Raw genomic sequence first — 24,710 nt, 5'->3', positions numbered from 1 at the left:
TCGCAAATGACCCAAGACGAACTCAAAGCCCTGGTGGGGCAGGCCGCCCTGCAATACGTGACCCCGGGCGAGATCGTCGGCGTGGGCACCGGCTCCACCGTCAACAAGTTCATCGAGGCGCTGTCCACCATCAGGCACCAGGTGCCGGGCGCCGTGTCCAGTTCCGAGGCGTCGACCGCGCGCCTGAAGGCCATCGGCATTCCCGTCCTAGAAGCCAACGCGGTGGAGACCATTGGCGTCTACATCGACGGTGCCGACGAAATCGACGGCCGTGGTCACATGGTCAAGGGCGGTGGCGCGGCGCTCACGCGCGAGAAGATCGTTGCCGCGCAGTCGCGCCGATTCGTGTGCATCGCCGACGAAACCAAGCTCGTGACGACGCTCGGGGCGTTCCCGCTGCCGGTGGAGGTGATTCCCATGGCCACGGCGCGCGTGATGCGCCAGTTCGCCGCGATGGGCGGGCAGGCGCGCGTGCGCCTGAAGGACGGCGTGCCACTGGTGACCGACAACGGCCAGCACATCGTCGACGTCACGGGCCTGAAGATCGCCGATCCGCTGGCCTTCGAGAGCGAGGTGAATCAGTGGCCCGGCGTGGTCACCGTGGGCGTATTCGCCCACCAGAAGGCCAGCGTGTGCCTGCTGGGCACGGCGACGGGCGTGCGCACGCTCGAATTCGGCGCCTGAGGCGTCTCGTGTGCAGGCGCCTGCGACGGGCGCCCTCGCTTCAGAAGCGGATGCCGGCCGGGTTGTTGGCGGGTGGCTGCACGGGCACCTCGGCCGGCGCTGTGGGGGCCTGGGTGTCGGTGCTGGCCGCAGCGGGTGAAGCTGCGCCGGCGGGTGTTGCCTGCGTCACGGCCACCAACGGGCTGGGCGCCGGGCGCCGGTAGCTGGAAGGCAACGCCGACTGCGCCGGGTAGCCGGCGGCATTGAGGTACTGCGTCCACTCGGTGTCGGAGAAACCGCGCAGGCGCTGCGCGCCAATGCTCAGGAAAGGCAGGGACGCTTCGCCCGCGAGGCGCTTGAGGGCCTCGATGTCTTCGGGCGTCGTGACGGTCTTTTCGCTGTAAGGGATGCCGCGCGCGTTGAGCAGGTTGCGCCCGCTGTTGCAGGGCGCGCAGTCATTGCCGGTGTAAAGCAACACCGGATAACGCGAAACCACCTGACGCAGCTCGAACGGCAGGGCAGCGCCCCCGGCCGTGCCACCGGCACCAGCGGCGCGGGCGGCGGGCGTTGCAGGGGCGGCGTTGGCGGCCGGCGGCGGGTTGTCGGAGAACGTGACGCGCCCATCGGGGCCGACGATGCGGTACACGCCCTGGGCCGCCGCCGGCAGTGCGGCGCCCAGGCTCAAGGTGGCAATGACGAGTGCGGTTCGGGTGTTCATGCAGGGTCCTGTCGGCGCAGAGGCGGGTTCGATCAAGCCATGCCCTGGTGACGCAGCAGGGCGTCGATGGACGGCTCGCGGCCGCGGAAGGCCACGAAGGATTCCATCGCAGGACGGCTCCCGCCGGCTTCCAGAATCGACCGACGGTAGCGACGACCGGTTTCGACGTCCAGTGTGCTGTGGCCGTTTTGCTGCGCGGCCTCCTCGAAGGCGGCGTAGGCGTCGGCGCTGAGCACCTCGGCCCACTTGTAGCTGTAGTAGCCGGCCGAGTAGCCGCCCGCGAAGATGTGGCTGAAGGTGTGGGGCGTGCGGCTGTAAGCCGGTGGCTTGAGCACCGCCACTTCGTCGCGCACGCGATCGAGCAAGCCCAGGATGGCCGCAGCGTCGGCCGGAGGTTCGGGCTGGCTGTGCAGCAGCATGTCGAACAGGGCGAACTCCACCTGGCGCAGGGTTTGCAGGCCGCTCTGGAAGTTCTTGGCCGCGAGCATCTTGTCGAACAGGGCGCGCGGCAGCGGCTCGCCCGTGTCCACGTGGGCGGTCATGTGGCGCAGCACCTCCCATTCCCAGCAGAAGTTCTCCATGAACTGGCTGGGCAGTTCCACCGCGTCCCACTCGACGCCGCTGATGCCGGAGACGTCGCGCTCGTCCACTTGCGTCAGCATGTGGTGCAGCCCGTGCCCGAATTCGTGGAAGAGGGTGATGACGTCGTCGTGCGTCAGCAGGGCCGGTTTGCCGCCCACGCCGTCGGCGAAGTTGCACACCAGGTGCGCCACCGGGGTCTGCAGCGTTGCGTTGTCGGGCCGGCGCCAGCGGGCGCGCACGTCGTCCATCCAGGCGCCACCGCGCTTGCCGGTGCGCGCACCGGGGTCGAGGTAGAACTGGCCGATCAGGCGACCATCGCGCTCGATGCGGTAGAACTCCACGCCGGGGTGCCAGGTGGGCGCGCTGTCGCGGCGGATCGCCACCTCGAACAAGGTCTCGACGATGTGGAACAGGCCGCCCAGCACCTTGGGCGCCGTGAAGTAGGGCTTGACCTCCTGCTCGCTGAAGGCGTAGCGCGCTTCCTTGAGCTTTTCGCCGATGTAGGGCCAGTCCCAGGCTTGCGGCTCCGCGATGCCGAGCTCCTTTGCGGCGAAGCTGCGCATGTCGGCCAGGTCCTGCTCGGCAAAAGGGCGTGCCTTGGTGGCAAGGTCGCGCAGGAAGGCCACCACCTGCTCGGGCGAGTCGGCCATCTTGGGCACCAGCGACACGTCGGCAAAGTGGCGGTGACCGAGCAGTCGCGCCTCTTCATGGCGCAAGGCCAGCAGTTCGGCCATCACGGCGGCGTTGTCGAATTCGGGCCTGTCGGATTGCTCGCTGGCGCGCGTGACGTAGGCCCGGTACAGGCGCTCACGCAGTGCGCTGCTGTGCGCGAACTGCATGACCGGCAGGTACACGGGCATCTTGAGCGTGAGCTTGTGGCCCTCCAGGCCGTCAGCGCGGGCGGCTGCGGCCGTGGCCTGCACCACGTCCGCGGGCACACCGGCCAGTTCTTCCGCGGGCACGCACAGGGAAAAGGCGTCGGTGGCATCGAGAGCGTTCTCGCTGAACTTCTGCGCCAGCGCGGCCGACCGCTCCTGAATGTCGGCAAAGCGCGCCTTGGCCTCGCCCTGCAATTCAGCGCCGCCCAGCACGAAGCCGCGCAGGGCGTTCTCGCGGGCCCGGGCCTGCTCCGCAGTGAGTGCGGCCGGGTCCATGGCCTTGTATTTCGCGTAAAGGCGTTCGTCAGCGCCCAGCCGCGTCCAGAACTCGGTGACCTTGGGCAAGGCCGCGTTGTACGCGGCGCGCAATGCCGGCGTGTCGACCACGCTGTTGAGGTGGCTCACGGCACCCCAGGCGCGCGACAGCCGCTCGGTGGCAACGTCCAGCGTGCTGGCCAGGGCACTCCACTGGGCCGGGAAATCGGCTGCGGTGGCCTGTCGCAGGGCGCGGTCGGCCTCGTCCAGCAAGGCGTCGATGGCCGGCTCCACCGCCTCGGGCGTGATCGCGTCGAAGCGCGGCAGGTCGGTGAAGTCGAGCAAGGGGTTGAGCTGGGCGGGGTCGGTGCGAACGTTCATGGCGGTTCAGATGGGGTGTGACAGCGGAAGGTTCAAGCGCCTGGCAGCGGCCGGCCCGCAGGCGACTCAGCCCTGGGATTTCTTGACGCTCTTCTGGCGCACTTTGGCGCGTTTGACCTGGCCACCCGGGGTCAGGCGCTGGTTGCCCAGCACCCGCACCACCTTGATTTCGGGCTTTTGCCCCGGGCGCTTGCCGAACTTGAGCACTTTCACGTCCTTCGGGCCGGGCTTGCGCTCCTCGTCCGCGGCACGGGTCTTCTCGGGCATGGGGCGCCAGAGCACCAGCAGCTTGCCGATGTGCTGGATCGGCGCGGCGTCCAGGGCGTCGGCCAGTTGCTCGAGCATGGACTCGCGCAGCGCGCGGTCGTCGCTGAGGACGCGGATCTTGATCAGGCCGTGGGCCTTGAGCGCGGCGTCGGCTTCCTTCCTGACGGCAGGGGTCAGCCCGTCGTTGCCGATGTGGACCACCGGGTCGAGGTGGTGGGCCTCGGCCCGGTGGATCTTGCGCTGGGCGGGGGTGAGGGTAATGGCGGGCATGGGAGAATTATCGACCACCCCCGCCGCGCTGTGCGCGACCCCCTCAAGGGGGCGGCACCTGCGGCCCGGCAAAGCCGGTTCCGCGGAGCCCTCGACGACTCAACCCCCGGACACCGCATGGGCATCAAGGTTCAAACGCAGAGCAAGAAGGTCAACAAGGCCTGGCTCAACGAGCACGTCAACGATCCGTACGTGCGCCAAGCCCAGAAAGACGGGTTTCGCGCCCGTGCAGCCTACAAGCTCAAGGAGATCGACGAATCGCTCGGGCTGGTCAAGCCGGGCATGGCCATCGTCGACCTGGGCAGCACGCCGGGGGCGTGGAGCCAGTACCTGCGCCGCAGGCTCAGTCCGCAGGGGGCAGCGGTTGGCGAACTTGACGGCGCCATCATCGCCCTGGACCTGCTGCCCATGGAGCCGGTTGAAGGGGTGCAGTTCATCCAGGGTGACTTCCGCGAACCCGAGGTGCTGGCCAGCCTGCAGGCGGCGCTGGCCGCCCGGGGAATCGCCAAGCTCGATCTGGTCGTGTCGGACATGGCGCCCAACCTGTCGGGTATTGCCGACACCGACGCCGCGCGCATCGAGCTCCTGATCGAACTGGCGGTGGATTTCGCCCGCGAACACCTCAAACGCGAGGGTGCGCTGGTGGTCAAGCTGTTCCATGGCGGGGCGTACGAGCCGGCGGTGGCGTTGTTTCGCCGCACCTTCCGGGTCGTCAAGCCGTTCAAACCGAAGGCCAGCCGAGACAAATCGGCGGAAACCTTCCTCGTCGGGCGCGGTCTCAAGGGCTGATTTCAGCCCCGGCGTGAAAAAAGCTAACCCCTCGATTGACATTGACTCGTCACCGTTGGGCGGCAGCCGGGCTTGAAAGTCCTAGAATGCCCGGCATATGCGCATGCGCTGTCATTGCGCCCTCAGGAGCTCTCCTTGAACAATCAGTGGTTCTCGAAAATTGCCGTGTGGATGGTCATCGCCATGGTGCTGTTCACCGTCTTCAAGCAGTTCGATGGCCGGGCCACCGCCGGTGCGGGCTACATCGGCTACTCCGAGTTCCTCGACCAGGTGAAGGCGCGCCAGATCAAGAGCGCCACCATCCAGGAAGGTGCGGGCGGTACCGAGATCGTTGCCGTCACGCAGGATGACCGGCGCGTGCGCACCACCGCCACCTACCTCGACCGCGGTCTGGTGGGCGACCTGATCCAGTACGACGTGAAGTTCGACGTGCGCCCCCGCGAGGAGGGTTCGCTGTTGATGACCCTGCTGGTGAGCTGGGGCCCAATGTTGCTGCTGATCGGCGTCTGGATCTACTTCATGCGTCAGATGCAAGGCGGCGGCAAGGGCGGCGCCTTCAGCTTCGGCAAGAGCAAGGCGCGCATGCTCGATGAGAACAACAACACCGTCACCTTTGCCGACGTCGCCGGTTGCGACGAGGCCAAGGAAGAGGTGAAGGAAGTGGTCGACTTCCTGAAGGACCCGCAGAAGTTCCAGAAGCTGGGCGGGCGCATTCCGCGCGGCCTGCTGCTGGTGGGCCCGCCGGGCACCGGCAAGACGCTGCTGGCCAAGTCCATTGCGGGCGAAGCCAAGGTGCCGTTCTTCAGCATCTCGGGCTCCGACTTCGTGGAGATGTTCGTCGGCGTGGGCGCAGCCCGTGTGCGCGACATGTTCGAGAACGCCAAGAAGAACGCCCCCTGCATCATCTTCATCGACGAAATCGACGCCGTGGGTCGCCAGCGTGGTGCCGGCCTGGGCGGCGGCAACGACGAGCGCGAGCAGACCTTGAACCAGATGCTGGTCGAGATGGACGGCTTCGAGACCAACCTGGGCGTGATCGTGGTGGCGGCCACCAACCGCCCCGACATCCTGGACGCCGCGCTGCTGCGCCCGGGTCGCTTCGACCGCCAGGTCTATGTCACGCTGCCCGATATCCGCGGCCGCGAGCAGATTCTCAACGTGCACATGCGCAAGATCCCGCTCGGCACCGACGTCAACGCGTCGGTGATCGCGCGCGGCACGCCGGGCATGAGCGGTGCCGATCTGGCCAACCTGTGCAACGAGGCCGCCCTGATGGCTGCGCGTCGCAACGCGCGCACCGTCGAGATGCAGGACTTCGAGAAGGCCAAGGACAAGATCCTCATGGGCCCCGAGCGCAAGAGCATGGTGATGCCCGAGGAAGAGCGCCGCAACACGGCCTACCACGAGTCCGGTCACGCGCTGATCGGCAAGCTGCTGCCCAAGTGCGACCCGGTGCACAAGGTGACCATCATCCCGCGCGGCCGCGCGCTGGGCGTGACCATGAGCCTGCCCGAGAAAGACCGCTACAGCTACGACCGCGAGTACATGCTCAACCAGATCAGCATGCTCTTCGGTGGCCGCATCGCGGAAGAGGTGTTCATGAACCAGATGACCACCGGCGCGAGCAACGACTTCGAGCGCGCCACCCAGATCGCGCGCGACATGGTGATGCGCTACGGCATGACCGATGCGCTCGGCCCGATGGTGTACGCGGAGAACGAGGGCGAGGTCTTCCTGGGCCGCTCGGTCACCAAGACCACCAACATCTCCGAGCAGACCATGCAAAAGGTCGACAGTGAGGTGCGGCGCATCATCGACGAGCAGTACGCGCTGGCGCGCCGCCTGATCGAGGAGCACAGCGACAAGATGCACGCCATGGCCAAGGCGCTGCTCGAATGGGAGACCATCGACGGCGAGCAGCTCGACGACATCATGGCCGGCAAGCCGCCGCGCCCGCCCAAGGACTGGGCGCCCCGCAACCCGGTGGGTGGCGGTGGCAGTGGCGGCACACCCGCCGTGACGCCCGACGCCGCACCGAACGCGGCCTGAGCGCCGATCACCATCGCAACGGGGCCGCTGGCCCCGTTGTCATTTCCGCGACGCCCGACATGCGCTGGACCACCTCCCGATACGACATCGACCTCAGCGAGCCCCGTGTGATGGGCATCGTCAACGTCACCCCCGATTCGTTCTCTGACGGAGGCCACCATGCCGGTGCGGCGGCGGCCCTGGCGCATGCCGAAACCTTGATCTCGCAAGGCGCGCACATCCTCGACATCGGTGGCGAGTCCACCCGCCCGGGCAGTCCCGCGGTACCGCTGGACGAGGAACTCGCGCGCGTGCTGCCGGTGGTGCGTGAAGCCGTGAAGCTGGGTGTGCCGGTGTCGGTGGACACGTACAAGCCCGAGGTGATGCGTGCCGTGCTCGACCTCGGTGCCGACATCGTGAACGACATCTGGGCCCTGCGACGCGGTGACGCGCTGCAGGTGGTGGCCGCGCATGCCCGCGCGGGTGTCTGCCTGATGCACATGCACCGCGACCCGCAGACCATGCAGGTGGCGCCCATGGACGGCGACGTGCTGCCCGCCGTGCGCGGCTTTCTGCGCGAGCGAGCGCAAGCGGTGCAGGCGCGTGGCGTTGCGGCCGATCGCATCGTGCTCGACCCGGGCATCGGTTTCGGCAAGACGGTTGCGCAGAACTTCAGCCTGCTCGCGCGCCAGCGCGAACTGCTCGATGACGGCTACCCCTTGCTCGCGGGCTGGTCGCGCAAGTCCTCGCTGGGCGCCGTCACCGGCATCGAGGCACCCGGCGACCGCGTGGCTGCCAGCGTGGCCGCGGCCCTGCTGGCGGTGGAGCGCGGTGCGCGCATCGTGCGCGTTCACGACGTGCGTGAGACCATCGAAGCGTTGAAGGTCTGGCGCGCCGCACGCTGAGGCCGGAGCGCGCGCGCCGATAATTGCGCGATCTCACAAGCACAAGAACCCGAGGAGAACGCTTCATGGCCCGCCAGCATTTCGGCACCGACGGCATTCGAGGAACCGTCGGCCAGGCACCCATCACCCCCGACTTCGTGCTGCGCCTGGCGCATGCCGTCGGCCGCGTGCTCAAACGCACCGAGGCGCATCCCACCGTGTTGATCGGCAAGGACACGCGGATCTCGGGCTACATGCTCGAAGCCGCGCTCGAATCGGGCTTCAACTCCGCCGGGGTCGACGTGGTGTTGCTCGGCCCGGTGCCCACGCCCGCGGTGGCTTACCTCACGCGCGCCCAGCGCGCCAGTTTGGGCGTGGTCATCAGCGCGAGCCACAACCCTTTTGCCGACAACGGCATCAAGTTTTTCAGCGCCCAGGGTGCCAAGCTGCCCGATCAGTGGGAGCTCGACGTCGAAGCCGCGTTGGACGAGCCGCCGCTGTGGGTGCCGGCGGCCGAGCTCGGCAAGTCGCGCCGGCTCGACGATGCGGCGGGTCGCTACATCGAGTTCTGCAAGAGCACCTGCTCGCACAGCCTGAGCTTGAAGGGCCTGAAGATCGTCGTCGATGCGGCGCACGGCGCGGCGTACCACATCGCGCCTGCGGTGTTCCATGAACTCGGTGCCGAGGTCATCAAGATCGGGTGCGCGCCCGATGGCTTGAACATCAATGCCGGGGTCGGGGCCACACACCCCGAAGCGCTGCTCGACGCGGTGAAGCAGCACGGCGCCGACTACGGCATTGCGCTCGACGGCGACGCCGACCGTCTGCAGATGGCCGACCGCCACGGCCGCCTCTACAACGGCGACGAGTTGCTCTACCTCATGACCGCCGACCGGCTGGCGCGTGACGAGGACGTGCCGGGCGTGGTGGGCACGCTCATGACCAACATGGCGGTGGAGGTGGCGCTCAAGGCGCGCGGTGTGCAGTTCGTGCGCGCCAAGGTCGGTGACCGCTACGTGCTGGAAGAGCTGGAAAAACGCGGCTGGCTGCTCGGTGGCGAAGGCTCGGGCCACCTGCTGGTGCTCGATCGCCAAACCACGGGCGACGGCCTCGTGTCGGCACTTCAGGTGCTGCATGCCTGCGTGGACAGCGGCAAGACCATGGCGCAGTTGCTGGCCGACGTGACCTTGTTCCCGCAGACATTGATCAACGTGCGCCTGCAGCCCGGGCAGGACTGGAAGGCCAACGCGCGGCTGGCCAGCGAAACGAAAGCCGTCGAGGCCGCACTGGGCGACAGCGGTCGCGTGCTCATTCGCGCCAGCGGCACCGAGCCACTGCTGCGCGTGATGGTGGAAGCGCGCGACGCCACCGTGGCGCGCAACAGTGCCGAGCGGCTGGCCGACGCCGTGCGGGCCGGCTGATGGCAGCCGCCTTCAGCGTACGCCGCGCGGACTACGCCGATCCGCGCGACGCGCAGGCCGTGGTGGACCTGCTCGATGCCTATGCGCGCGATCCGGCTGGCGGTGGTGAACCCTTGTCTGCACAGGCGCGCGAGCGTCTGGTGCCGGAGTTGGCGTCGCGGCCCTGGGCCTTCAGCGTGCTGGCCTTCGATGGCGACACACCCGTTGGCCTGATCAACTGCCTCGAAGGCTTGTCCACCTTCAAGGCCCGACCGCTCGTGAATGTGCACGACGTTGCGGTGCTTGCCAGTCACCGCGGGCGTGGCATCGCCGAGGCCATGATGGCAGAGGTCGAGCGCATCGCGTGCGAACGCGGCGCCTGCAAGCTCACGCTGGAAGTGCTCTCGGGCAACGCGTCAGCGATGCGACTGTACGAGCGCATCGGATTTGCCGGTTACCAGCTCGACCCGGCCATGGGCACCGCGCAGTTCCTGCAGAAGTGGCTCTGAGCGCCGATCAGTAGAGCAGGAACGGCCGGCGCGCCTCGACCCAGGCGGCCTCGTCGGCGCGTGCGACTTCGTCGAAGGCCTCGGGGGGCGCCTTCACGTCGTCCACCCACTCGCGCAGCAACGGGCTGCCATTGATGAGGTCGATCGCCAACCGGTCGTGTTCGTACTCGTAGGGGAAGTCGCGCCACAGCGGGTAGTCGGGCCGCTGCAGGCGGATGGCGCGAAACGCCAGGGTCTGTAGCCGCCAGGGTTGGAAAGCGGCGTGGTCGTAATGCCGCGGGTCCTCCACGTGGATCTGCACGCCCGCGCAGAGCTTGCCCACGTGCTTGTGAAAGGTGGGCTCGAACCAGCATTCCCGCAGCACGCAACCGCGCAGCCATTGCGGCGCCAGCGCGCGCATGTCCTTGAGCAGGCGGGGGACGTCGAGGTCGGGCGCGCCGAAGAGTTCGAGCGGGCGTGTGGTGCCACGCCCTTCGCTGAGCGTCGTGCCCTCGAGCATCACGGTGCCGGCATAGGCGCGTGCCATCGAGAGGTTGGGCGCGTTCGGGCTCGGGTTGACCCAGCTGCGCTCGCCGATGGGCCAGCCGAAGCCCGGCGCCGCATCGGGCTGCCAGCCCTGCATGGTGATCACGCGGTAGTCCACGTCGAGCCCGAGCGTGTGGATGAACCAGTGGCCCAGCTCGCCCATCGTCATGCCATGGCGCATGGGCATGGGGCCCGCGCCGACGAAGCTTTCCCAACCGGCGCGCAGCGTGAAGCCCTCCACCGGGCGGCCGGCGGGGTTGGGGCGGTCCAGCACCCAGACCGCCTTGCCATGTTTCGCAGCCGCTTCGAGCACGTAGCGCAGCGTGGTGATGAAGGTGTAGATGCGGCAGCCCAGGTCCTGCAGATCCACCAGCAGCACGTCGAACGTGTCCATCATCGCGTCGGTGGGGCGGCGCACCTCGCCATACAGGCTGAACACCGGTATGCCCAGCCGCGGATCGGTGAAGTCGGGTGACTCGACCATGTTGTCCTGCTTGTCACCGCGCAGGCCGTGTTGCGGGCCGAAGGCAGCGCTCAGGCGGATGTCGGGCAGCGCCGCGAGCGCGTCGAGCGCGTGCGTGAGGTCGCGCGTCACCGACGCAGGGTGGGCGAGCAAAGCCACACGCCGGCCGGCCAGCGGGGCGCGCAGGGTGGCGTCGGCCACCAGGGTTTCGAGTCCGATCTGCATGGGGCGGGTGTGTCAGGCGGCGGGCAGGTGCAAGGTCCAGCCGGCGGGGTCGTGGAAGTCGGGTTTGTCGCGCGGGTGGTTCAGCGCGCAATGCGCGAGCCGTCCGTGCGTGTCTTCGAGCACCGCAGTCAGGCCCAGTCGCCACGGACCTGGGGGCAGGGTGCGGCGCTCGATCACGGCGATCAGGTCCACGCCGTCGGGTTGATCGATGCGGTCGATCAGAGGCGGCGCGGCCAGCAAAGGGTCGGGGGCACGCTCGCGCGGCGCATGAAAGGCGTAGTGGGCCCACTGGCCCGCGGGCGAAAAATTCAGTTCGTGGTAGCCCGTGGCGCCTTCGGTAGCGATGAAGGCTTCGAAGCAGGTGTGCTGCCACAGGCCGTCGGCGCGGCCGGTGCTGCCCGGTGCAGGCCATCGGAGCAACCGGGCATCACCGCGCAGGCGGTAGTGCAGCACCAACTCGCGCGGCTCCAGACGGCATTCGGCGGTGAGCAGCAGGGGCACCAGGGGCGAGGCGGGGTGCGCGGGCAAAGGCAGGGGTGTGGTCACGGGCCGCATTGTGTCAGGCGGCAGGTGCGCGGCGCAGGCGCCACATGTCACCAAAGCTTCATGGCGTTGCCACCGCTGGGTCATCGCATGGGCCAACCATGAAAGGCCATGGACAACACCTTGCTGCTCGAAGCACCGTTGCGGTCCGTGGCCCTCCCGGTCGCGGCGCCCACCACCCCCTTGGCCACCACCCTGTCGGTGCGCTGGGCTCGCCACCTCGACGAGGTGCGTGCCGCGCAGCGACTGCGCCACGCCGTCTTTGCCGGCGAAATGGGCGCGCGGCTGCGCACCCCGCTGCCCGGCCACGACATCGACCTGTTCGACGATTATTGCGAGCACCTGCTCGTCACCCCACTTGGCAGTGACGAGGTGATCGGCACCTACCGCGTGCTCACACCGGCACAGGCCCGGCGTGTGGGCAGCACCTACAGCGACACCGAGTTCGACCTCACGCGACTGCGCGGCGTGCGCGAGCGCATGGTGGAGCTTGGCCGCAGCTGCGTGCACGCCGGCCACCGCCACGGCGGCGTCATCCTGGCGCTGTGGGGCGCGCTGGGTGGTTTCATGCAGCGCAACGGGCTGGACGTGATGATCGGCTGCGCCAGCGTGCCCATGCACCAGGACGGCCGCCTCGCCGCCGGCCTGTGGCAGCGGGTGCAGCGCGACCACCTGGCGCCGATCGACTGGCAGGTGCGCCCGCGTCTGCCGCTGCCGTTGGATCGCATCGACCCCGCGCCCGATGTGCAGCCGCCCGCGCTCATCAAGGGCTACCTCCGTCTGGGCGCCAGGGTGATGGGCCCGCCTGCCTGGGACCCGGACTTCAACACGGCCGACCTACCGATGGTCATGCGCCTGGGCGACCTCTCGCCGCGGCACCGCAAGCATTTCCTGGGGGTGGCCTGATGCGCTCGGCCTTCGACGCACTCGGGGGCTGGGCGGCCCGCTCGCGCACGGGCGGCGGCCCGCTCGGTGCGCTGCCGATCGACCAGGGCGGCGACGACGCCCAGACCGACGGCCCGGAGCGCGCCCGCTACCGGGCCGTTTTCATATCCGACCTGCACCTGGGCACCGCGGGTTGCCAGGCCGTGGAGCTGCTGGAGTTCCTCAAGCAGCACCCGAGCGAGACGCTCTACCTGGTCGGCGACATCATCGACGGCTGGCAGCTGCGCCGCAAATGGTTCTGGCCCCAGGCGCACAACGACGTGGTGCAAAAGCTGCTGCGCCGCTCGCGCAAGGGCTGCAAGGTGGTGTTCGTGCCCGGCAACCACGACGAGTTTGCGCGCCAGTTCGACGGGCACCATTTCGGCGGCATCGAGGTGGCCAACGAGGCAGTGCACATCACCGCCGACGGGCGGCGGCTGTGGGTGGTGCACGGCGATCACTTCGACGGCGTGATCCAGTGCGCCAAGTGGCTGGCCTACCTGGGCGACAACGCCTACGAATTCCTGCTGCGCCTCAATCGCCACCTGAACTCGTTGCGCGCACGCCTCGGGCTGCCGTACTGGTCGCTCTCGCAGTACCTCAAGCACAAGGTCAAGAAGGCGCTGAACTACGTGATGGACTTCGAGCGCGCGGTGGCCGCCGAGGCCCGATCGCGCGGCTACCAGGGCGTGGTCTGCGGTCACATCCACCGGCCCGAGATGCGCAGCATCGACGGCACGCTCTATTGCAACGACGGCGACTGGGTGGAGAGCCTGTCGGCCCTGGTGGAGCACATGGACGGGCGGCTGGAGCTGCTGCACTGGGTGCCCGGCGCGCTGCCGCGCACGTCGGACGCGGCGCAAGCCATGGCGCCTGCGCAGGTCCATGCCGGATGGCAATAATGCGGGCATGACCGGCAACCCCACTTCACCCAGGTTTTCCCTCCTCGATCGCGATCACAGCATTCTCGCGTTCAACGAGCGCGTGATGGACTGGGCGCGCCGACCCGATGTGCCCGAGCTGGAGCGGCTGCGCTTCCTCAGCATCGTCTCCAGCAACCTTGACGAGTTCTTCGAGGTGCGCATGGCGCCGCAGCTCGCGGCCGCCAAGGCCCACGAGACGCGCGGCCTCTACACCGCCCAGACGTTCGAGGCGCTGTCCGCCAAGGTGCACGAGCTGGTGGCGCGCCAGTACGCCATCTACAACGACGAGCTGCTGCCGGCGCTGGAAAAAAAGGGCATCAAGATCGTGGCGCACAGCGAGCGCAACGCGCGCCAGCGCCGCCACGTGCGTGAGATCTTCCACCACGAGGTGCAGCCGCTGCTGATGCCGGTGGGGCTGGACCCAGCCCACCCGTTCCCGCAGGTGGCGAACAAGTCGTTGAACTTCATCGTGCGCCTCACGGGCAAGGACGCTTTCGGCCGCGAGAACGAGATCGCCATCGTCAAGGTGCCGCGCATCCTGCCGCGCTTCTTCCGCCTGCCGTCGGTGAAGGGCTCCAAGCAAATCCACTTCGTCTCCATCTCCAGCCTGATCCGCTCGCACCTGAACGATCTGTTCCCGGGCCGCCAGGTCACCGAGTTCTCGCAGTTTCGCGTGACGCGCCATTCCGACCTGGCGGTGGACGAGGAAGAGGTGAAGAACCTGCGCACGGCCCTGCGCAAGGGCCTGCAGCAGCGCCACTACGGCCAGGCGCTGCGCCTGGAGGTCTCGGCGGGTGCGTCCGAGTTTCTCTCGAGCTTCCTGCTCGAGCAGTTCGGCTTGCCGCCGGCTTGCCTGTACCGCGTGCCCGGCCCGGTGAACCTGGTGCGGCTGAATCAGCTCATCGACAAGGTGGACGCGCCCGAACTGCGCTTCGAACCCTACCTGCCGGGCTGGCCGGCGCAGCTCACGCCGGGGCAATCGTTCTTCGAGCGCTTGCAGCAGGGCGATGTGGTGATCCACCAGCCCTACGAAAGCTTCGACGCGGTGCTGTCCTTCCTGCGCGAAGCCGTGGAAGACCCGGATGTGCTGGCCATCAAGATGACCATCTATCGCACCGGTGCCAAGAGCGAGCTGATGGACCTGTTGCGCGAGGCCGTGCGCCGCGGCAAGGAGGTCACGGCGGTGGTGGAGCTCAAGGCGCGCTTCGACGAAGAGGCCAACATCAACTACGCCGAGCGCCTGGAATCGGTGGGTGCGCAGGTGGTCTACGGTGTGGTGGGCCTCAAGACGCACGCCAAGATGCTGCTGATCACGCGGCGCGAGCCGCAGGGCCTGCGCCGCTACGCCCACCTCTCCACTGGCAACTACAACCCGGGCACGGCGCGTGTCTACACCGACCTGAGCTACCTCACCGCCGACGACGCGCTGACCGCCGACATCGATCAGATCTTCCTGCACCTGGCGAGCCAGAACCGCCTGGGAAGGCTCAACAAGGCACTGATGGCGCCGTTCCTGCTGCACAAGGCCATGCTGGACAAGCTGGCTGCGGCGGGCGAGGCCGCGGCGCGGGGCGAGGAGGTGCGCATCACGCTCAAGATGAACGCGCTGACCGACGAGCCACTGGCGCGCGCGCTGGCCGCGGCTTCTCAGCAGGGCGCCAGGGTCGACCTCATCGTGCGTGGCGCGTGCGTGCTCCCCGCGGGGGTGCCGGGTTTCACCGACAACGTGCGCGTGCGCTCCATCATCGGGCGCATGCTGGAACATTCGCGGGTGTTCCTGTTCCGCGTCGGCACCACCGAAGAACTCTGGCTTTCCAGCGCCGACTGGATGAACCGCAACATGCTGCGTCGCGTGGAACTGGCGTGGCCGGTGACGGACGCTTCATTGCGCCAGCGCATCATCGACGAATGCCTCAACGCCTACCTGCACGACACGCGTGACGCCTGGCTGCTGCAACCCGACGGGCACTACGTGGCGGCGGGGCAGGGGGCCAGCGGGCGCGCGCGGGCCGTGCAACATTCGGCGCAAGCCAGTCTCATGCACCGCTATGGCGGCAAGGGATGACGACATGCCCGCGCGCGGGATGGACCTGATCCTCTGGCGCCACGCCGAGGCGCAGGACCACCCCGACCCCGAGTACGGCCTGCCCGGCGACGCCCAGGACCTGGCGCGCCGCCTCACGGCGCGCGGCGAAAAACAGGCAGCGCGCATCGGTGCCTGGCTCGACCGGCAATTGCCCGAAGGCGCGCGGGTCTGGTGCAGCCCGGCGGCGCGCTGCGAGCAGACCGCCATGGCGCTCGGGCGCCGGTTCAAGACCAGCGAGGTCATTGCACCCGAGGCCGAGGCCGACGCCCTGCTCGAACTGGTGCAATGGCCGACCGGCAAGTCGCCGGTGGTGGTGGTCGGGCATCAGCCCACGCTGGGGCAGGTCATCGCACGCCTGCTGGCGCTCTCCGAAGACGACTGCCCGGTGAAGAAGGGCGCGCTGTGGTGGTTGCGCCACCGCGATCGGGCTGGCAATGGCCAGACCGTGGTGGTCACGGTCCAGACGCCCGAGATGCTCTGAGCCGACCGGGTTCAGGCCCGGGGCTTGCGCGCCGCCGGCTTCTTCGCCGGGCTGGCCGCCTTGCGGGCCACCGGCTTCCTGGCCGCCGGCTTGCGCGCCGACACCTGGGCAGCGCCCTTGTCTTTGCCCGCCGCTTTACCCACCGCCTTGTCGGCCACCTTGTCGGCCGGGGCAGGGGCGGCAGATTTTGCCGGGGCCTTCTTCTTCACGGGTTTGGCCGGCGCGGGTTTGTCGGCCCCGTCACCCGCCGGGCGCCCGGTCTTGAGGGTGGGCACCGCCGACAGTGCCGCCTTGTAGGCGGCATCGCTCAGGCCTTGCAGGGCCACCAGACCGGCGCGCAGCAACTCGCTCTTCTTCACGCTGGTGCCCAGCGCGATCGCGCGCGACTTGAGCGCGTCGATGGCGGCGTATTCGTTCTTCGGGATGGTGAAGCTGTCGCGAACGAGCTTGGGCTTCTTGGGGCTGGTCTTGTCGGCGGCGTGGGCCATTCGGCGCTCCTGGGGTTGAAAGTGCTAAAGAGTGTAAACCGTATAAACGATTTACACGAAAGCAACCCTCAGCGGATGTCGGCGCTGAACTTCCATGCGGAGCGCTGCCAGGCCAGCACTTCTTCGCCCAGCAACCAGGCCGACTGCGGGTAGCGCTTGGCCCAGCCGGTGGGGGTGCTCAGCCGGAAACTGCCGGGCTTGAAGACGAGCTTGATCGCCTGGTGCTCGGGCAGTTGGCGCGCGTGGCACAGCAGCACCGCCAGGCGAAGGCAGATGAGCTGCTTGGCAAAGAGCTCGTCCTGCAGGGCTTCTTCGAGCTTCTTGAGCTTGCCGCGCTGGCCCAGCACCAGCTGACTCATGCGGTGCAGTTCACGCAGCGAGAAACCGGGCGCATCCACGTGGTCCAGGATGTAGGCGCCGTGGTGATGGCTGCGCTCGTGCGAGATGTGGGTGCCGATCTCGTGCAGCCGCGCTGCCCAGGCCAGTTTCTGCGAGTAGCGGCCATCGCCTTCGTCGTCGGCAGCGGCGATTTGCGCGAACAAGGCGGTGGCCACCTCGCCCACGCGGCGCGCCTGTGCCTCGTCGGCTGAAAAGCGTTGCGACAACCAGCGCACGGTGCGCTCACGGACGTCGCCGCCATCGGTTTCGCGGTCGATGAGGTCATAAAGTGCCCCATGGCGCAGCGCGCCTTGGGCGGGCAGCATCTGGTCGATGCCGAAGAGGTCGAAAATGGCGCGCAGCACCGACAGGCCACCCGCCAGCACCGGGCGGCGGTCGTCCTTGAGACCGTCCAGCCGCAGGTTGTCGACATTGCCGGCCTTCACCAGGCGGTCGGTGAGCCAGTCGAGCCCGGCGCGCGTGACCAGACCCATGGCCCAGCCGTTGCTCCCCAGCATGTCGGCGATCGCGCTCACCGTGCCGGACGAGCCGTAGGCCACGTGCCACAGCGAGGGGGGGAACTTGTCCAGCGCTTCTTCGAGCACGGCCTTGGCCGCCACCTCGGCGGTCTTGAGCGCAGCGGGCGTGAACTGCCCGCGCGGAAAATAGCGCGTGGACCACGCCACACTGCCCAGTCGATACGACTCCAGGATCTCCGCGCTGTAGCCCTGGCCCAGGATCATTTCGGTGGAGCGCCCGCCGATGTCCACCACCAGGCGGCGCTCGTCGGAATGCGGGAGCAGGCGCGAGACGCCCTGGTAGATCAGGCGGGCTTCCTCGTGTCCGGAGACCACCTCGATCGCGAAACCCAGTATTTCCTGCGCTCGGCGCAGGAATTCGTCGCGGTTTCGCGCCTCGCGCAGCGTTTGCGTGGCGACCGCGCGCACCTGGTGCTTCTTGAAGCCGTGCAGCCGCTCGGCGAAGCGCGCCAGGCACTCCCAGCCACGCTGCATGGCCACCACGCTGAGGTTTTTCTCGGCGTCAAGCCCGTTGCCCTGGCGCACCGTCTCCTTGAGGTACTCCACGCGCTCGATGTGGCCCGAGTGGTAGCGCCCGATTTCGAGCCGGAAGCTGTTGGAGCCGAGATCGATCGCGGCGAGGAGGGTACCGTTTTGCATGGAGAAATCTGGGCCGTCGACCGGGGGGTGCCCGGTCGGGAGGCGCCGATTGTGACGCATGCCCGTGGCAGCCAGCGTGAGTCGCCGCAGTCAGACGCCTCTTTGTGACGCCACACCAGTGTCACATGGTTGTCACGAACGCTGCCTAGAGTGCCGTCTGTCCCCTTTGTTCAACCGCGAGGAACAACCATGAACAGCAAACGCACCCTCCTGAAAACCGTGGCCGCTGCCGCCCTGTCCACCCTGGCCCTCGGCACCGCCCACGCCGCCGACATCACCGGCGCTGGTGCCACCTTCCCGTTCCCGATCTACGCCAAATGGGCGGAGATGTACAAGGCCCAGACCGGCACCGGCCTGAACTACCAGTCGATCGGCTCCTCGGGCGGTCTGCGCCAGATCCGTGCCAAGACTGTGGCTTTCGGCGCGTCCGACGCCCCGGTGAGCGGCGCCGACCTCGACAAGGACGGCATGGTGCAGTTCCCCGCCATCATCGGCGGCACCGTGCCGGTGTTCAACCTGGACGGCATCGGCAAGGGTGAGCTGCGCGTGACCGGCCCCGTGCTGGCCGAGATGTTCCTGGGCAAGATCAGCAAGTGGAACGACCCCAAGCTGGTGGCCCTGAACCCCGGCAAGAAGCTGCCCGACATGACCATCACCGTGGTGCACCGCGCCGACGGCTCCGGCACCACCTTCAACTGGACCGACTACCTGAGCGTGGTCAGCAAGGACTGGGCCGACACGGTGGGCAAGGGCGCCGCCGTCAAGTGGCCGGCACCGACTTCGGTGGGCGGCAAGGGCAACGAAGGCGTGGCCGCCAACGTGAGCCGCACCAAGGGCGCGCTGGGTTACGTGGAATACGCCTACGCCAAGAAGAACAACATCCCCGTGATGGCGCTGCAGAACGCCGACGGCAACTACGTGATGCCGGGCGATGACACCTTCCAGGCCGCTGCGGCCGGTGTGGACTGGTTCAGCGTGCCCGGCATGGGCGTGTCGATGGTGAACGCCAAGGGCAAGGACAGCTGGCCCGTGACCACCGCCTCGTTCATCCTCATGTACAAGGAACCGGCCAACAAGGCGGAGTCGGCCGAAGTCCTGAAGTTCTTCGACTGGGCCTTCAAGAACGGCAAACAGGCCGCTCTGGAACTGGACTACGTGCCCATGCCCGACGCGGTGACGCAGCAGATCCGCACCCGCGTGTGGTCGCAGATCAACAACAAGTGAGTCCGGGGCCCAAAGCCCTTTTCCGGATGAACCCATCGGCAGGCGCTGGCCGGCCGATGGGTTTTTGCAGTTCAATGTCTGTCACAAAAGACCCGGAGGGGGTCCGATGAACACCACCACCACCCGAGCAGACAGCAGCATGCCCACGATCCGCAGCGTCTCCCAGGCCGACGAGCAACGCAGCCACGACCGCATGAGCGCCATCGCAGGCCGCCAGCGGCTGCAGGACGCGATCTTTCACCGCCTCACCCAGAGCTTCTCGCTGCTGGTGCTGATTGCCCTGGTGGGCATCATCGTCTCGCTGTTCATCAACGCCTGGCCGACCTTCAAGACCTTCGGCGTGAAGTTCCTCTGGTACGTCGAGTGGGACATCATCAACGAGGAATTCGGCGCCCTGATCGCCATCGTGGGCACCCTGACCAGCGCGGGCATTGCCATGCTCATCGCCGTGCCGCTGGCCTTCGGCATTGCGCTTTTCCTCACCGAGACCTGCCCGGTGTGGCTGCGCCGCCCGTTGGGCACCGCCATTGAATTGCTGGCAGCCGTGCCGTCCATCATCTACGGCATGTTCGGCCTGTTCGTGTTCGCGCCGATCTTTGCCGACTGGTTCCAGATGCCCGTGCAGCAGCTGCTGGGCAGCATGCCGCTGGTGGGCTGGCTGTTTGGCGGCGCCACCAACGGGCTGGGCATTCTGGCTGCGGGCATCATCCTCGCGTTCATGGTGCTGCCTTTCATCGCCGCGGTGATGCGTGACGTGTTCGAGATCACCCCGCCCATCCTGCGCGAGTCGGCCTACGGCCTGGGCTGCACCACCTGGGAGGTGGTCTCCAAGGTGGTGCTGCCGTACACCCAGAAGGGCGTCATCGGCGGCATCATGCTCGGCCTGGGCCGCGCACTGGGCGAGACCATGGCCGTGACCTTCGTGATCGGCAACGCCAACCGGCTGCCCACATCGCTGTTCTCGCCCGGCACCTCCATCGCCTCCGTGCTGGCCAACGAGTTCGGTGAGGCCGAAGGCCTTCACTTCAACACCCTGTTCGCGCTCGGCTTCCTGCTGTTCTGCATCACCTTCATCGTGCTCGCACTCGCGAAATGGATGATCGTTCGCACCGAAAAAGCCAAGGGCGCCTGAGGACAACGATGATGGAAATGAACCAATCCCTCTACCGCAGCCGCCGGCGCACCAACCTCATCGGCCTGGCCCTGTCGATGACAGCCATGGCCCTTGGCCTGTTCGTGCTGCTGTGGATCCTTTGGGTGCTGTTCTCGAACGGCATTGCCGGCATCGATGCCAACCTCTTCACGGCCGACACGCCGGCACCGGGCTCCGAAGGCGGCGGCCTGCGCAATGCGCTGCTGGGCAGCCTGATGATCGTCGGTCTGTCGGTGCTGGTGTCCACGCCCGTGGGCATCCTGGCCGGTGTCTACCTGGCCGAGTACGGCGACACCAGCAAGACCGCCGAATTCACGCGCTTCGTCACCGACATCATGCTGTCGGCGCCGTCCATTGTGCTGGGGCTGTTCGTGTACGCCATCGCCGTGGCCACGGTGGGCAACTTCTCCGGCTACGCGGGCAGCCTGGCGCTGTCGCTGATCGCCATCCCCGTGGTGGTGCGCACCACCGAGAACATGCTGCGCCTGGTGCCGGGCAGCCTGCGCGAAGCCGCGTTCGCCTTGGGCGCGCCGCGCTGGAAGGTGGCGCTCATGGTCACGCTGCGCGCGGCCAAGAGCGGCGTGATCACCGGCCTGCTGCTCGCGGTCGCGCGCATCAGCGGTGAAACCGCACCGCTGCTGTTCACCGCGCTCAACAACCAGTTCTTCAGCACCGACATGGGCGGCCCGATGGCCAACCTGCCGGTGGTGATCTTCCAGTTCGCCATGAGCCCGTACGACAACTGGGTCCGCCTGGCCTGGGCCGGCGCGCTGATCATCACGCTCACCGTGCTGGCGCTCAACATCCTGGCCCGCGTCTTCTTCCGCGAGAAGGTCAAGGTTTGACGCACACCGCATCGACAGACTTCAAGGAAACCGCCATGTCCGAAACCGCCTTTGCCATCCGCCCCGAGAACTTCGCCGCCAGCAGGACAGCGCCCGACGCGGAAGAGGTGCGCAACGCCCTCGAGGTGCGCAACCTGAACTTCTTCTATGGCAAGTTCCAGGGCCTCAAGAACGTCACGCTGGACATCCAGGAAAGGCGCGTGACGGCCTTCATCGGCCCCTCGGGCTGCGGCAAGTCCACGCTGCTGCGCACGCTCAACCGCATGTACAGCCTCTACCCCGGCCAGCGTGCGGAGGGCCAGATCAACTTCTACGGCGAGAACATCCTGGACCCCAAGCAGGATCTGAACCTGCTGCGCGCGCGCATCGGCATGGTGTTCCAGAAGCCGACGCCGTTCCCGATGTCGATCTACGACAACATTGCCTTCGGTGTGCGCTTGTACGAGAACCTGGCCAAGAGCGACATGGACGACCGCGTCGAGTGGGCGCTGACCAAGGCCGCCCTGTGGAAGGAAGTCAAGGACAAGCTCAACCAGAGCGGCCTGTCGCTCTCGGGCGGCCAGCAGCAGCGCCTGTGCATCGCGCGCAGCGTCGCCGTCAAGCCCTCGGTGTTGCTGCTCGACGAGCCGACCTCCGCGCTCGACCCGATCTCCACCGGCAAGGTGGAAGAACTCGTGCACGAGCTCAAGAGCGACTACACCATTGCCATCGTCACACACAACATGCAGCAGGCCGCGCGCTGCAGCGATTTCACCGCCTACATGTACCTGGGTGAGCTGATCGAGTTCGGTGCCACCGAGCAGATCTTCTTCAAGCCGACCAAGACGGCGACCGAGGACTACATCACCGGCCGCTTTGGCTGATGCCGCGCACCACGGGAGACATTCACATGAGCGACAAACACCTCTCCAGTCAGTTCGACGCCGAACTCAACTCCATCTCCACCCACGTGCTCGAGATGGGCGGCCTGGTCGAGTCCCAGTTGCACCAGGCGGTCTACGCGCTGGTCAACATGAGCCTTGAGTCCGCTGCGCAGGTGCTCGACACCGAGAACCGCATCAACCAGATGGAAATGGCGATCGATCACGAGATCATCTCCACCATCGGCCGACGCCAGCCCACCGCGCGTGACCTGCGTTTCCTGATGGCGATCTCGCGCACCACGCAAAACCTCGAGCGTGCGGGCGACGAAGTGGCGCGCATCGCGCGAATGGTCAAGTCCATCATCGAAAGCGGCACGCCGCGCAACCTGCCGATCTCGGAGCTGCGCCTGGCGGCGGATCTGGCCACCGCGCTGCTGCGTCGCTCGCTCGACTCGTTCGCGCGGCTGGACACGCAGATGGCGGTGTCCATCATCAAGGCCGACGACGACATCGACCGCGAGTACAACGGCTTCCTGCGCAAGCTCATCACCTACATGATGGAAGACCCGCGCACCATCTCGCCCAGCCTGGACCTGCTGTTCCTGGCCAAGTCGATCGAGCGCGTGGGCGACCACGCGAAGAACATCGCCGAACAGATCATCTTCATCGTCAAGGGCGAGGACGTTCGCCACGCGCCGGTGGACAAAGTGGAGTCGGTGGCCGGATGAGAAAACTTCCCCGCGTGCTCGTGGTGGAGGACGAACCCTCCATCGCCGAACTGATTGCCGTCAACCTGCGCCACAACGGGTTTGCACCCACCGTGGTGTTCGACGGTGCCGCCGCCCAGCGTGAGGTCGACGCCGTGCTGCCCGACGTGATCCTGCTCGACTGGATGCTGCCGGGCGAGAGCGGGGCTGTGCTGGCCCGCCAGTGGCGCAAGAACGAGCGCACCCGTACCGTTCCGATCCTCATGCTCACCGCGCGCAGCGATGAAGGCGACAAGGTTCAGGGCCTGGACGCCGGTGCCGATGACTACATCACCAAGCCGTTCTCGACGCAGGAACTGCTCGCGCGCATCCGCGCCGTGCTGCGCCGCCGCGCGCCCGAGATCGTGAACGACTCGGTGACGGTGGGCGAGCTCTCGCTCGACGCCGCGACCTACCGCGTGAGCTTTCGCGGCCGCGAACTCAAGGTCGGCCCGACCGAGTTCAAGCTTTTGCATTACCTCATGAAGCACGCCGAGCGCGTGCACACGCGTGGTACGCTGCTCGACAAGGTCTGGGGAGACCATGTCTTCATCGAGGAGCGCACCGTGGATGTTCACGTCAAACGCCTGCGCGAATCGCTCGGCGAGGCCTCCACCATGATCGAGACCGTGCGCGGTGCGGGCTATCGCCTCACTGCCATGAACAGCGCCGCTCGCCCGGCGCAGGGCACGCCCATGTCGGCCACATGAGTCTTCGTGTTCTCGAGTTGATGCTCCTGGTTGCGCTGGGGGCATTGGTGGGCTGGGCCGCCGATGAGGCGGCCCTGGCTTTTGTGGGCGCCCTCGCGGGCGCTGCCATCTGGGCAGCCCGCGACACCGTGCGTGCGGCGCGCGTGCTGCGCTGGTTCAACAAGGCTGACCCTTCGCGCCTACCCCCCTACGGCGGTTTCTGGGGCGAGCTGCTCGACCGCGCGCGCAAGAGCATCAAGAAGCTGGAGAAAAAGGCGCAGAACAGCGATGCCAGGCTCGAGGATTTTCTGGCCGCCATCCAGGCTTCGCCCAACGGCGTCGTGCTGCTGGATGCGGCCGGTCGGATCGAATGGTGCAACCTCACGGCGGCCAGTCAGCTCGGCTTTGATCCGCAGCGCGACCTGGGTCAGTACGTGCGCAACATGGTGCGCCACCCGGCCTTCAGCGCCTACCTGAACGCGGGCGAGTTCGATCGGGAGATCACCATCGACGGCGTGGGACCGCGGCCCTCGCAGCCCACGAAGATCTCGCTGCAGATCCATGCCTATGGCAAGAAGCGCAAGCTCATGCTCACGCGCGACGTCACCGCCGTGCAGCTGGCGGAGAACATGCGCCGCGACTTCGTCGCCAACGTTTCGCACGAAATCCGCACGCCGTTGACGGTGCTCAGCGGTTTTGTGGAGACCATGCAAAGCCTGGAGCTGAGCGCCGAGGAGCGCCACCAGTACCTGGGTCTCATGAGCCAGCAGGCGCACCGCATGCAGACACTGGTGAACGATCTGCTCACGCTGTCCCGGCTGGAAGGCAGCCCCGCGCCGGGCGCGGGCGAGTGGATGGCCGCGTCCGAGCTGCTGGATCATGTGGCGCAGGAGGGGCGTGGCCTCACGCAGGTGATTGCCACCACGCCGCACCGGATCGAGCCGGTGCCCAGTCCATCGCTATGGGTGTCGGGCGCGAAGTCCGAGCTCATCAGTGCGATGTCCAACCTCATGAGCAATGCGGTGCGTTACACGCCGGGCGGTGGTCTCATCGAGCCGGGCTGCCGCCTGCGCGAGGACGGCTGGGTCGAGTTCTTCGTGCGCGACGCGGGGCCCGGCATCGCGGCCGAGCACCTACCGCGGCTTACCGAGCGGTTCTACCGGGTCGACCGCAGCCGGTCGAGGGAAACCGGCGGCACCGGCCTGGGGTTGGCCATCGTCAAGCACGTGGCGCAGCGCCACGGCGGGCGCATCGAGGTGCAGAGCGAGATCGGCCGGGGTTCGACCTTCACCATCGTGCTACCGCCCACCCGCGTGCGCGAGACCGAGCCCGCCTGAGCAAGGCGAACCGGA

At 67.5% G+C, this 24,710-nt stretch carries 24 protein-coding genes; 17 read left to right on the top strand and 7 right to left on the bottom strand.

The window, feature by feature from the left end:
- Window positions 1-6 precede the first annotated feature (6 nt).
- Entirely contained in the window at window positions 7-684 is a 678-nt protein-coding gene (gene rpiA / locus M3149_RS06260) for a ribose-5-phosphate isomerase RpiA (protein WP_251708468.1), read from the top strand.
- Between the two features lie 40 nt (window positions 685-724).
- On the opposite strand, the gene M3149_RS06255 is transcribed toward rpiA, so the two are convergent.
- From M3149_RS06255 to M3149_RS06245, 3 genes are all read right to left on the bottom strand, one after another.
- Entirely contained in the window at window positions 725-1,381 is a 657-nt protein-coding gene (locus tag M3149_RS06255) for a DUF4124 domain-containing protein (protein WP_251708467.1), read from the bottom strand.
- Between the two features lie 32 nt (window positions 1,382-1,413).
- Window positions 1,414-3,477 (bottom strand): M3 family metallopeptidase, encoded by a 2,064-nt coding sequence (locus M3149_RS06250; RefSeq protein ID WP_251708466.1) that lies wholly within the window; start codon window positions 3,475-3,477, stop codon window positions 1,414-1,416.
- Between the two features lie 66 nt (window positions 3,478-3,543).
- Window positions 3,544-4,014: a YhbY family RNA-binding protein gene (locus tag M3149_RS06245; RefSeq protein WP_251708465.1), complete on the bottom strand. Its 471-nt coding sequence runs from the start codon at window positions 4,012-4,014 to the stop codon at window positions 3,544-3,546.
- A 123-nt stretch (window positions 4,015-4,137) separates the two neighbouring features.
- Between M3149_RS06245 and M3149_RS06240 the strand changes: the two genes are divergently transcribed.
- The 5 genes from M3149_RS06240 to M3149_RS06220 all read left to right on the top strand — a co-directional run bounded on the left by M3149_RS06240 (window position 4,138) and on the right by M3149_RS06220 (window position 9,624).
- Window positions 4,138-4,803, top strand: coding sequence for an RlmE family RNA methyltransferase (locus tag M3149_RS06240; RefSeq protein WP_251708564.1), 666 nt, complete (start codon window positions 4,138-4,140; stop codon window positions 4,801-4,803).
- Window positions 4,804-4,938: 135 nt separating this feature from the next.
- Window positions 4,939-6,852 (top strand): ATP-dependent zinc metalloprotease FtsH, encoded by a 1,914-nt coding sequence (ftsH, locus tag M3149_RS06235; protein WP_285886594.1) that lies wholly within the window; start codon window positions 4,939-4,941, stop codon window positions 6,850-6,852.
- A gap of 59 nt (window positions 6,853-6,911) precedes the next feature.
- Window positions 6,912-7,736: a dihydropteroate synthase gene (folP, locus tag M3149_RS06230; RefSeq protein WP_251708464.1), complete on the top strand. Its 825-nt coding sequence runs from the start codon at window positions 6,912-6,914 to the stop codon at window positions 7,734-7,736.
- A 65-nt stretch (window positions 7,737-7,801) separates the two neighbouring features.
- Window positions 7,802-9,136 carry a phosphoglucosamine mutase gene (gene glmM / locus M3149_RS06225; RefSeq protein WP_251708463.1) on the top strand — a complete coding sequence of 445 codons (1,335 nt, stop codon included), beginning with the start codon at window positions 7,802-7,804 and terminating at the stop codon, window positions 9,134-9,136.
- Window positions 9,136-9,624: a GNAT family N-acetyltransferase gene (locus M3149_RS06220; RefSeq protein WP_251708462.1), complete on the top strand. Its 489-nt coding sequence runs from the start codon at window positions 9,136-9,138 to the stop codon at window positions 9,622-9,624. The genes glmM and M3149_RS06220 overlap by 1 nt, the downstream gene beginning before the upstream one ends.
- 7 nt (window positions 9,625-9,631) lie before the next feature.
- On the opposite strand, the gene M3149_RS06215 is transcribed toward M3149_RS06220, so the two are convergent.
- On the bottom strand, window positions 9,632-10,837 hold the full coding sequence (locus M3149_RS06215) for an exo-beta-N-acetylmuramidase NamZ family protein (RefSeq protein WP_251708461.1): 1,206 nt from the start codon (window positions 10,835-10,837) through the stop codon (window positions 9,632-9,634).
- Window positions 10,838-10,849: 12 nt separating this feature from the next.
- Entirely contained in the window at window positions 10,850-11,383 is a 534-nt protein-coding gene (locus tag M3149_RS06210; RefSeq protein ID WP_251708460.1) for a DOMON-like domain-containing protein, read from the bottom strand.
- A gap of 108 nt (window positions 11,384-11,491) precedes the next feature.
- Here M3149_RS06210 and M3149_RS06205 point away from each other — a divergent pair, with 108 nt between their 5' ends.
- From M3149_RS06205 to M3149_RS06190, 4 genes are read left to right on the top strand one after another with little or no spacing between them, the layout of a single operon-like run.
- Entirely contained in the window at window positions 11,492-12,286 is a 795-nt protein-coding gene (locus M3149_RS06205) for a GNAT family N-acetyltransferase (protein ID WP_251708459.1), read from the top strand.
- On the top strand, window positions 12,286-13,206 hold the full coding sequence (locus tag M3149_RS06200) for a UDP-2,3-diacylglucosamine diphosphatase (protein WP_251708458.1): 921 nt from the start codon (window positions 12,286-12,288) through the stop codon (window positions 13,204-13,206). The genes M3149_RS06205 and M3149_RS06200 overlap by 1 nt, the downstream gene beginning before the upstream one ends.
- 7 nt (window positions 13,207-13,213) lie before the next feature.
- Entirely contained in the window at window positions 13,214-15,292 is a 2,079-nt protein-coding gene (gene ppk1 / locus M3149_RS06195; RefSeq protein WP_251708457.1) for a polyphosphate kinase 1, read from the top strand.
- Window positions 15,293-15,311: 19 nt separating this feature from the next.
- The gene (locus tag M3149_RS06190) at window positions 15,312-15,794 is read left to right on the top strand and encodes a SixA phosphatase family protein (RefSeq protein ID WP_251708562.1); all 483 of its coding nucleotides are present in this window, start codon (window positions 15,312-15,314) and stop codon (window positions 15,792-15,794) included.
- Window positions 15,795-15,805: 11 nt separating this feature from the next.
- Here the strand turns inward: M3149_RS06190 and M3149_RS06185 are convergent, their stop codons facing one another.
- Window positions 15,806-16,282 (bottom strand): hypothetical protein, encoded by a 477-nt coding sequence (locus tag M3149_RS06185; protein ID WP_251708456.1) that lies wholly within the window; start codon window positions 16,280-16,282, stop codon window positions 15,806-15,808.
- 68 nt (window positions 16,283-16,350) lie between these two features.
- Window positions 16,351-17,838, bottom strand: a complete 1,488-nt coding sequence (locus M3149_RS06180) for a Ppx/GppA phosphatase family protein (protein ID WP_251708455.1) — start codon at window positions 17,836-17,838, stop codon at window positions 16,351-16,353.
- 189 nt (window positions 17,839-18,027) lie between these two features.
- Between M3149_RS06180 and pstS the strand changes: the two genes are divergently transcribed.
- The 7 genes from pstS (at window position 18,028) to phoR (ending at window position 24,695) form a co-directional block, all read left to right on the top strand.
- The gene (gene pstS / locus M3149_RS06175) at window positions 18,028-19,062 is read left to right on the top strand and encodes a phosphate ABC transporter substrate-binding protein PstS (RefSeq protein WP_251708454.1); all 1,035 of its coding nucleotides are present in this window, start codon (window positions 18,028-18,030) and stop codon (window positions 19,060-19,062) included.
- 139 nt (window positions 19,063-19,201) lie between these two features.
- On the top strand, window positions 19,202-20,194 hold the full coding sequence (pstC, locus tag M3149_RS06170; RefSeq protein WP_251708561.1) for a phosphate ABC transporter permease subunit PstC: 993 nt from the start codon (window positions 19,202-19,204) through the stop codon (window positions 20,192-20,194).
- An 11-nt stretch (window positions 20,195-20,205) separates the two neighbouring features.
- Window positions 20,206-21,060 carry a phosphate ABC transporter permease PstA gene (pstA, locus tag M3149_RS06165; protein ID WP_251708453.1) on the top strand — a complete coding sequence of 285 codons (855 nt, stop codon included), beginning with the start codon at window positions 20,206-20,208 and terminating at the stop codon, window positions 21,058-21,060.
- A gap of 35 nt (window positions 21,061-21,095) precedes the next feature.
- Window positions 21,096-21,923, top strand: coding sequence for a phosphate ABC transporter ATP-binding protein PstB (gene pstB / locus M3149_RS06160; RefSeq protein WP_251708452.1), 828 nt, complete (start codon window positions 21,096-21,098; stop codon window positions 21,921-21,923).
- Window positions 21,924-21,949: 26 nt separating this feature from the next.
- A complete protein-coding gene (gene phoU, locus M3149_RS06155; protein ID WP_251708451.1) occupies window positions 21,950-22,651 on the top strand; it encodes a phosphate signaling complex protein PhoU in 702 nt (233 codons plus the stop codon).
- Window positions 22,648-23,379 (top strand): phosphate regulon transcriptional regulator PhoB, encoded by a 732-nt coding sequence (gene phoB, locus M3149_RS06150; protein ID WP_251708450.1) that lies wholly within the window; start codon window positions 22,648-22,650, stop codon window positions 23,377-23,379. Before phoU ends, phoB begins: the two co-directional genes overlap by 4 nt.
- Entirely contained in the window at window positions 23,376-24,695 is a 1,320-nt protein-coding gene (gene phoR, locus M3149_RS06145; RefSeq protein WP_251708449.1) for a phosphate regulon sensor histidine kinase PhoR, read from the top strand. Before phoB ends, phoR begins: the two co-directional genes overlap by 4 nt.
- The last annotated feature ends 15 nt before the right edge of the window (window positions 24,696-24,710 follow it).

This window comes from Hydrogenophaga intermedia, from assembly GCF_023715105.1.
Classification (GTDB): domain Bacteria; phylum Pseudomonadota; class Gammaproteobacteria; order Burkholderiales; family Burkholderiaceae_C; genus Hydrogenophaga; species Hydrogenophaga intermedia_A.
Note: the sequence above shows the minus strand (reverse complement) of the source record. Positions and strands in the feature narration are given on the sequence as shown.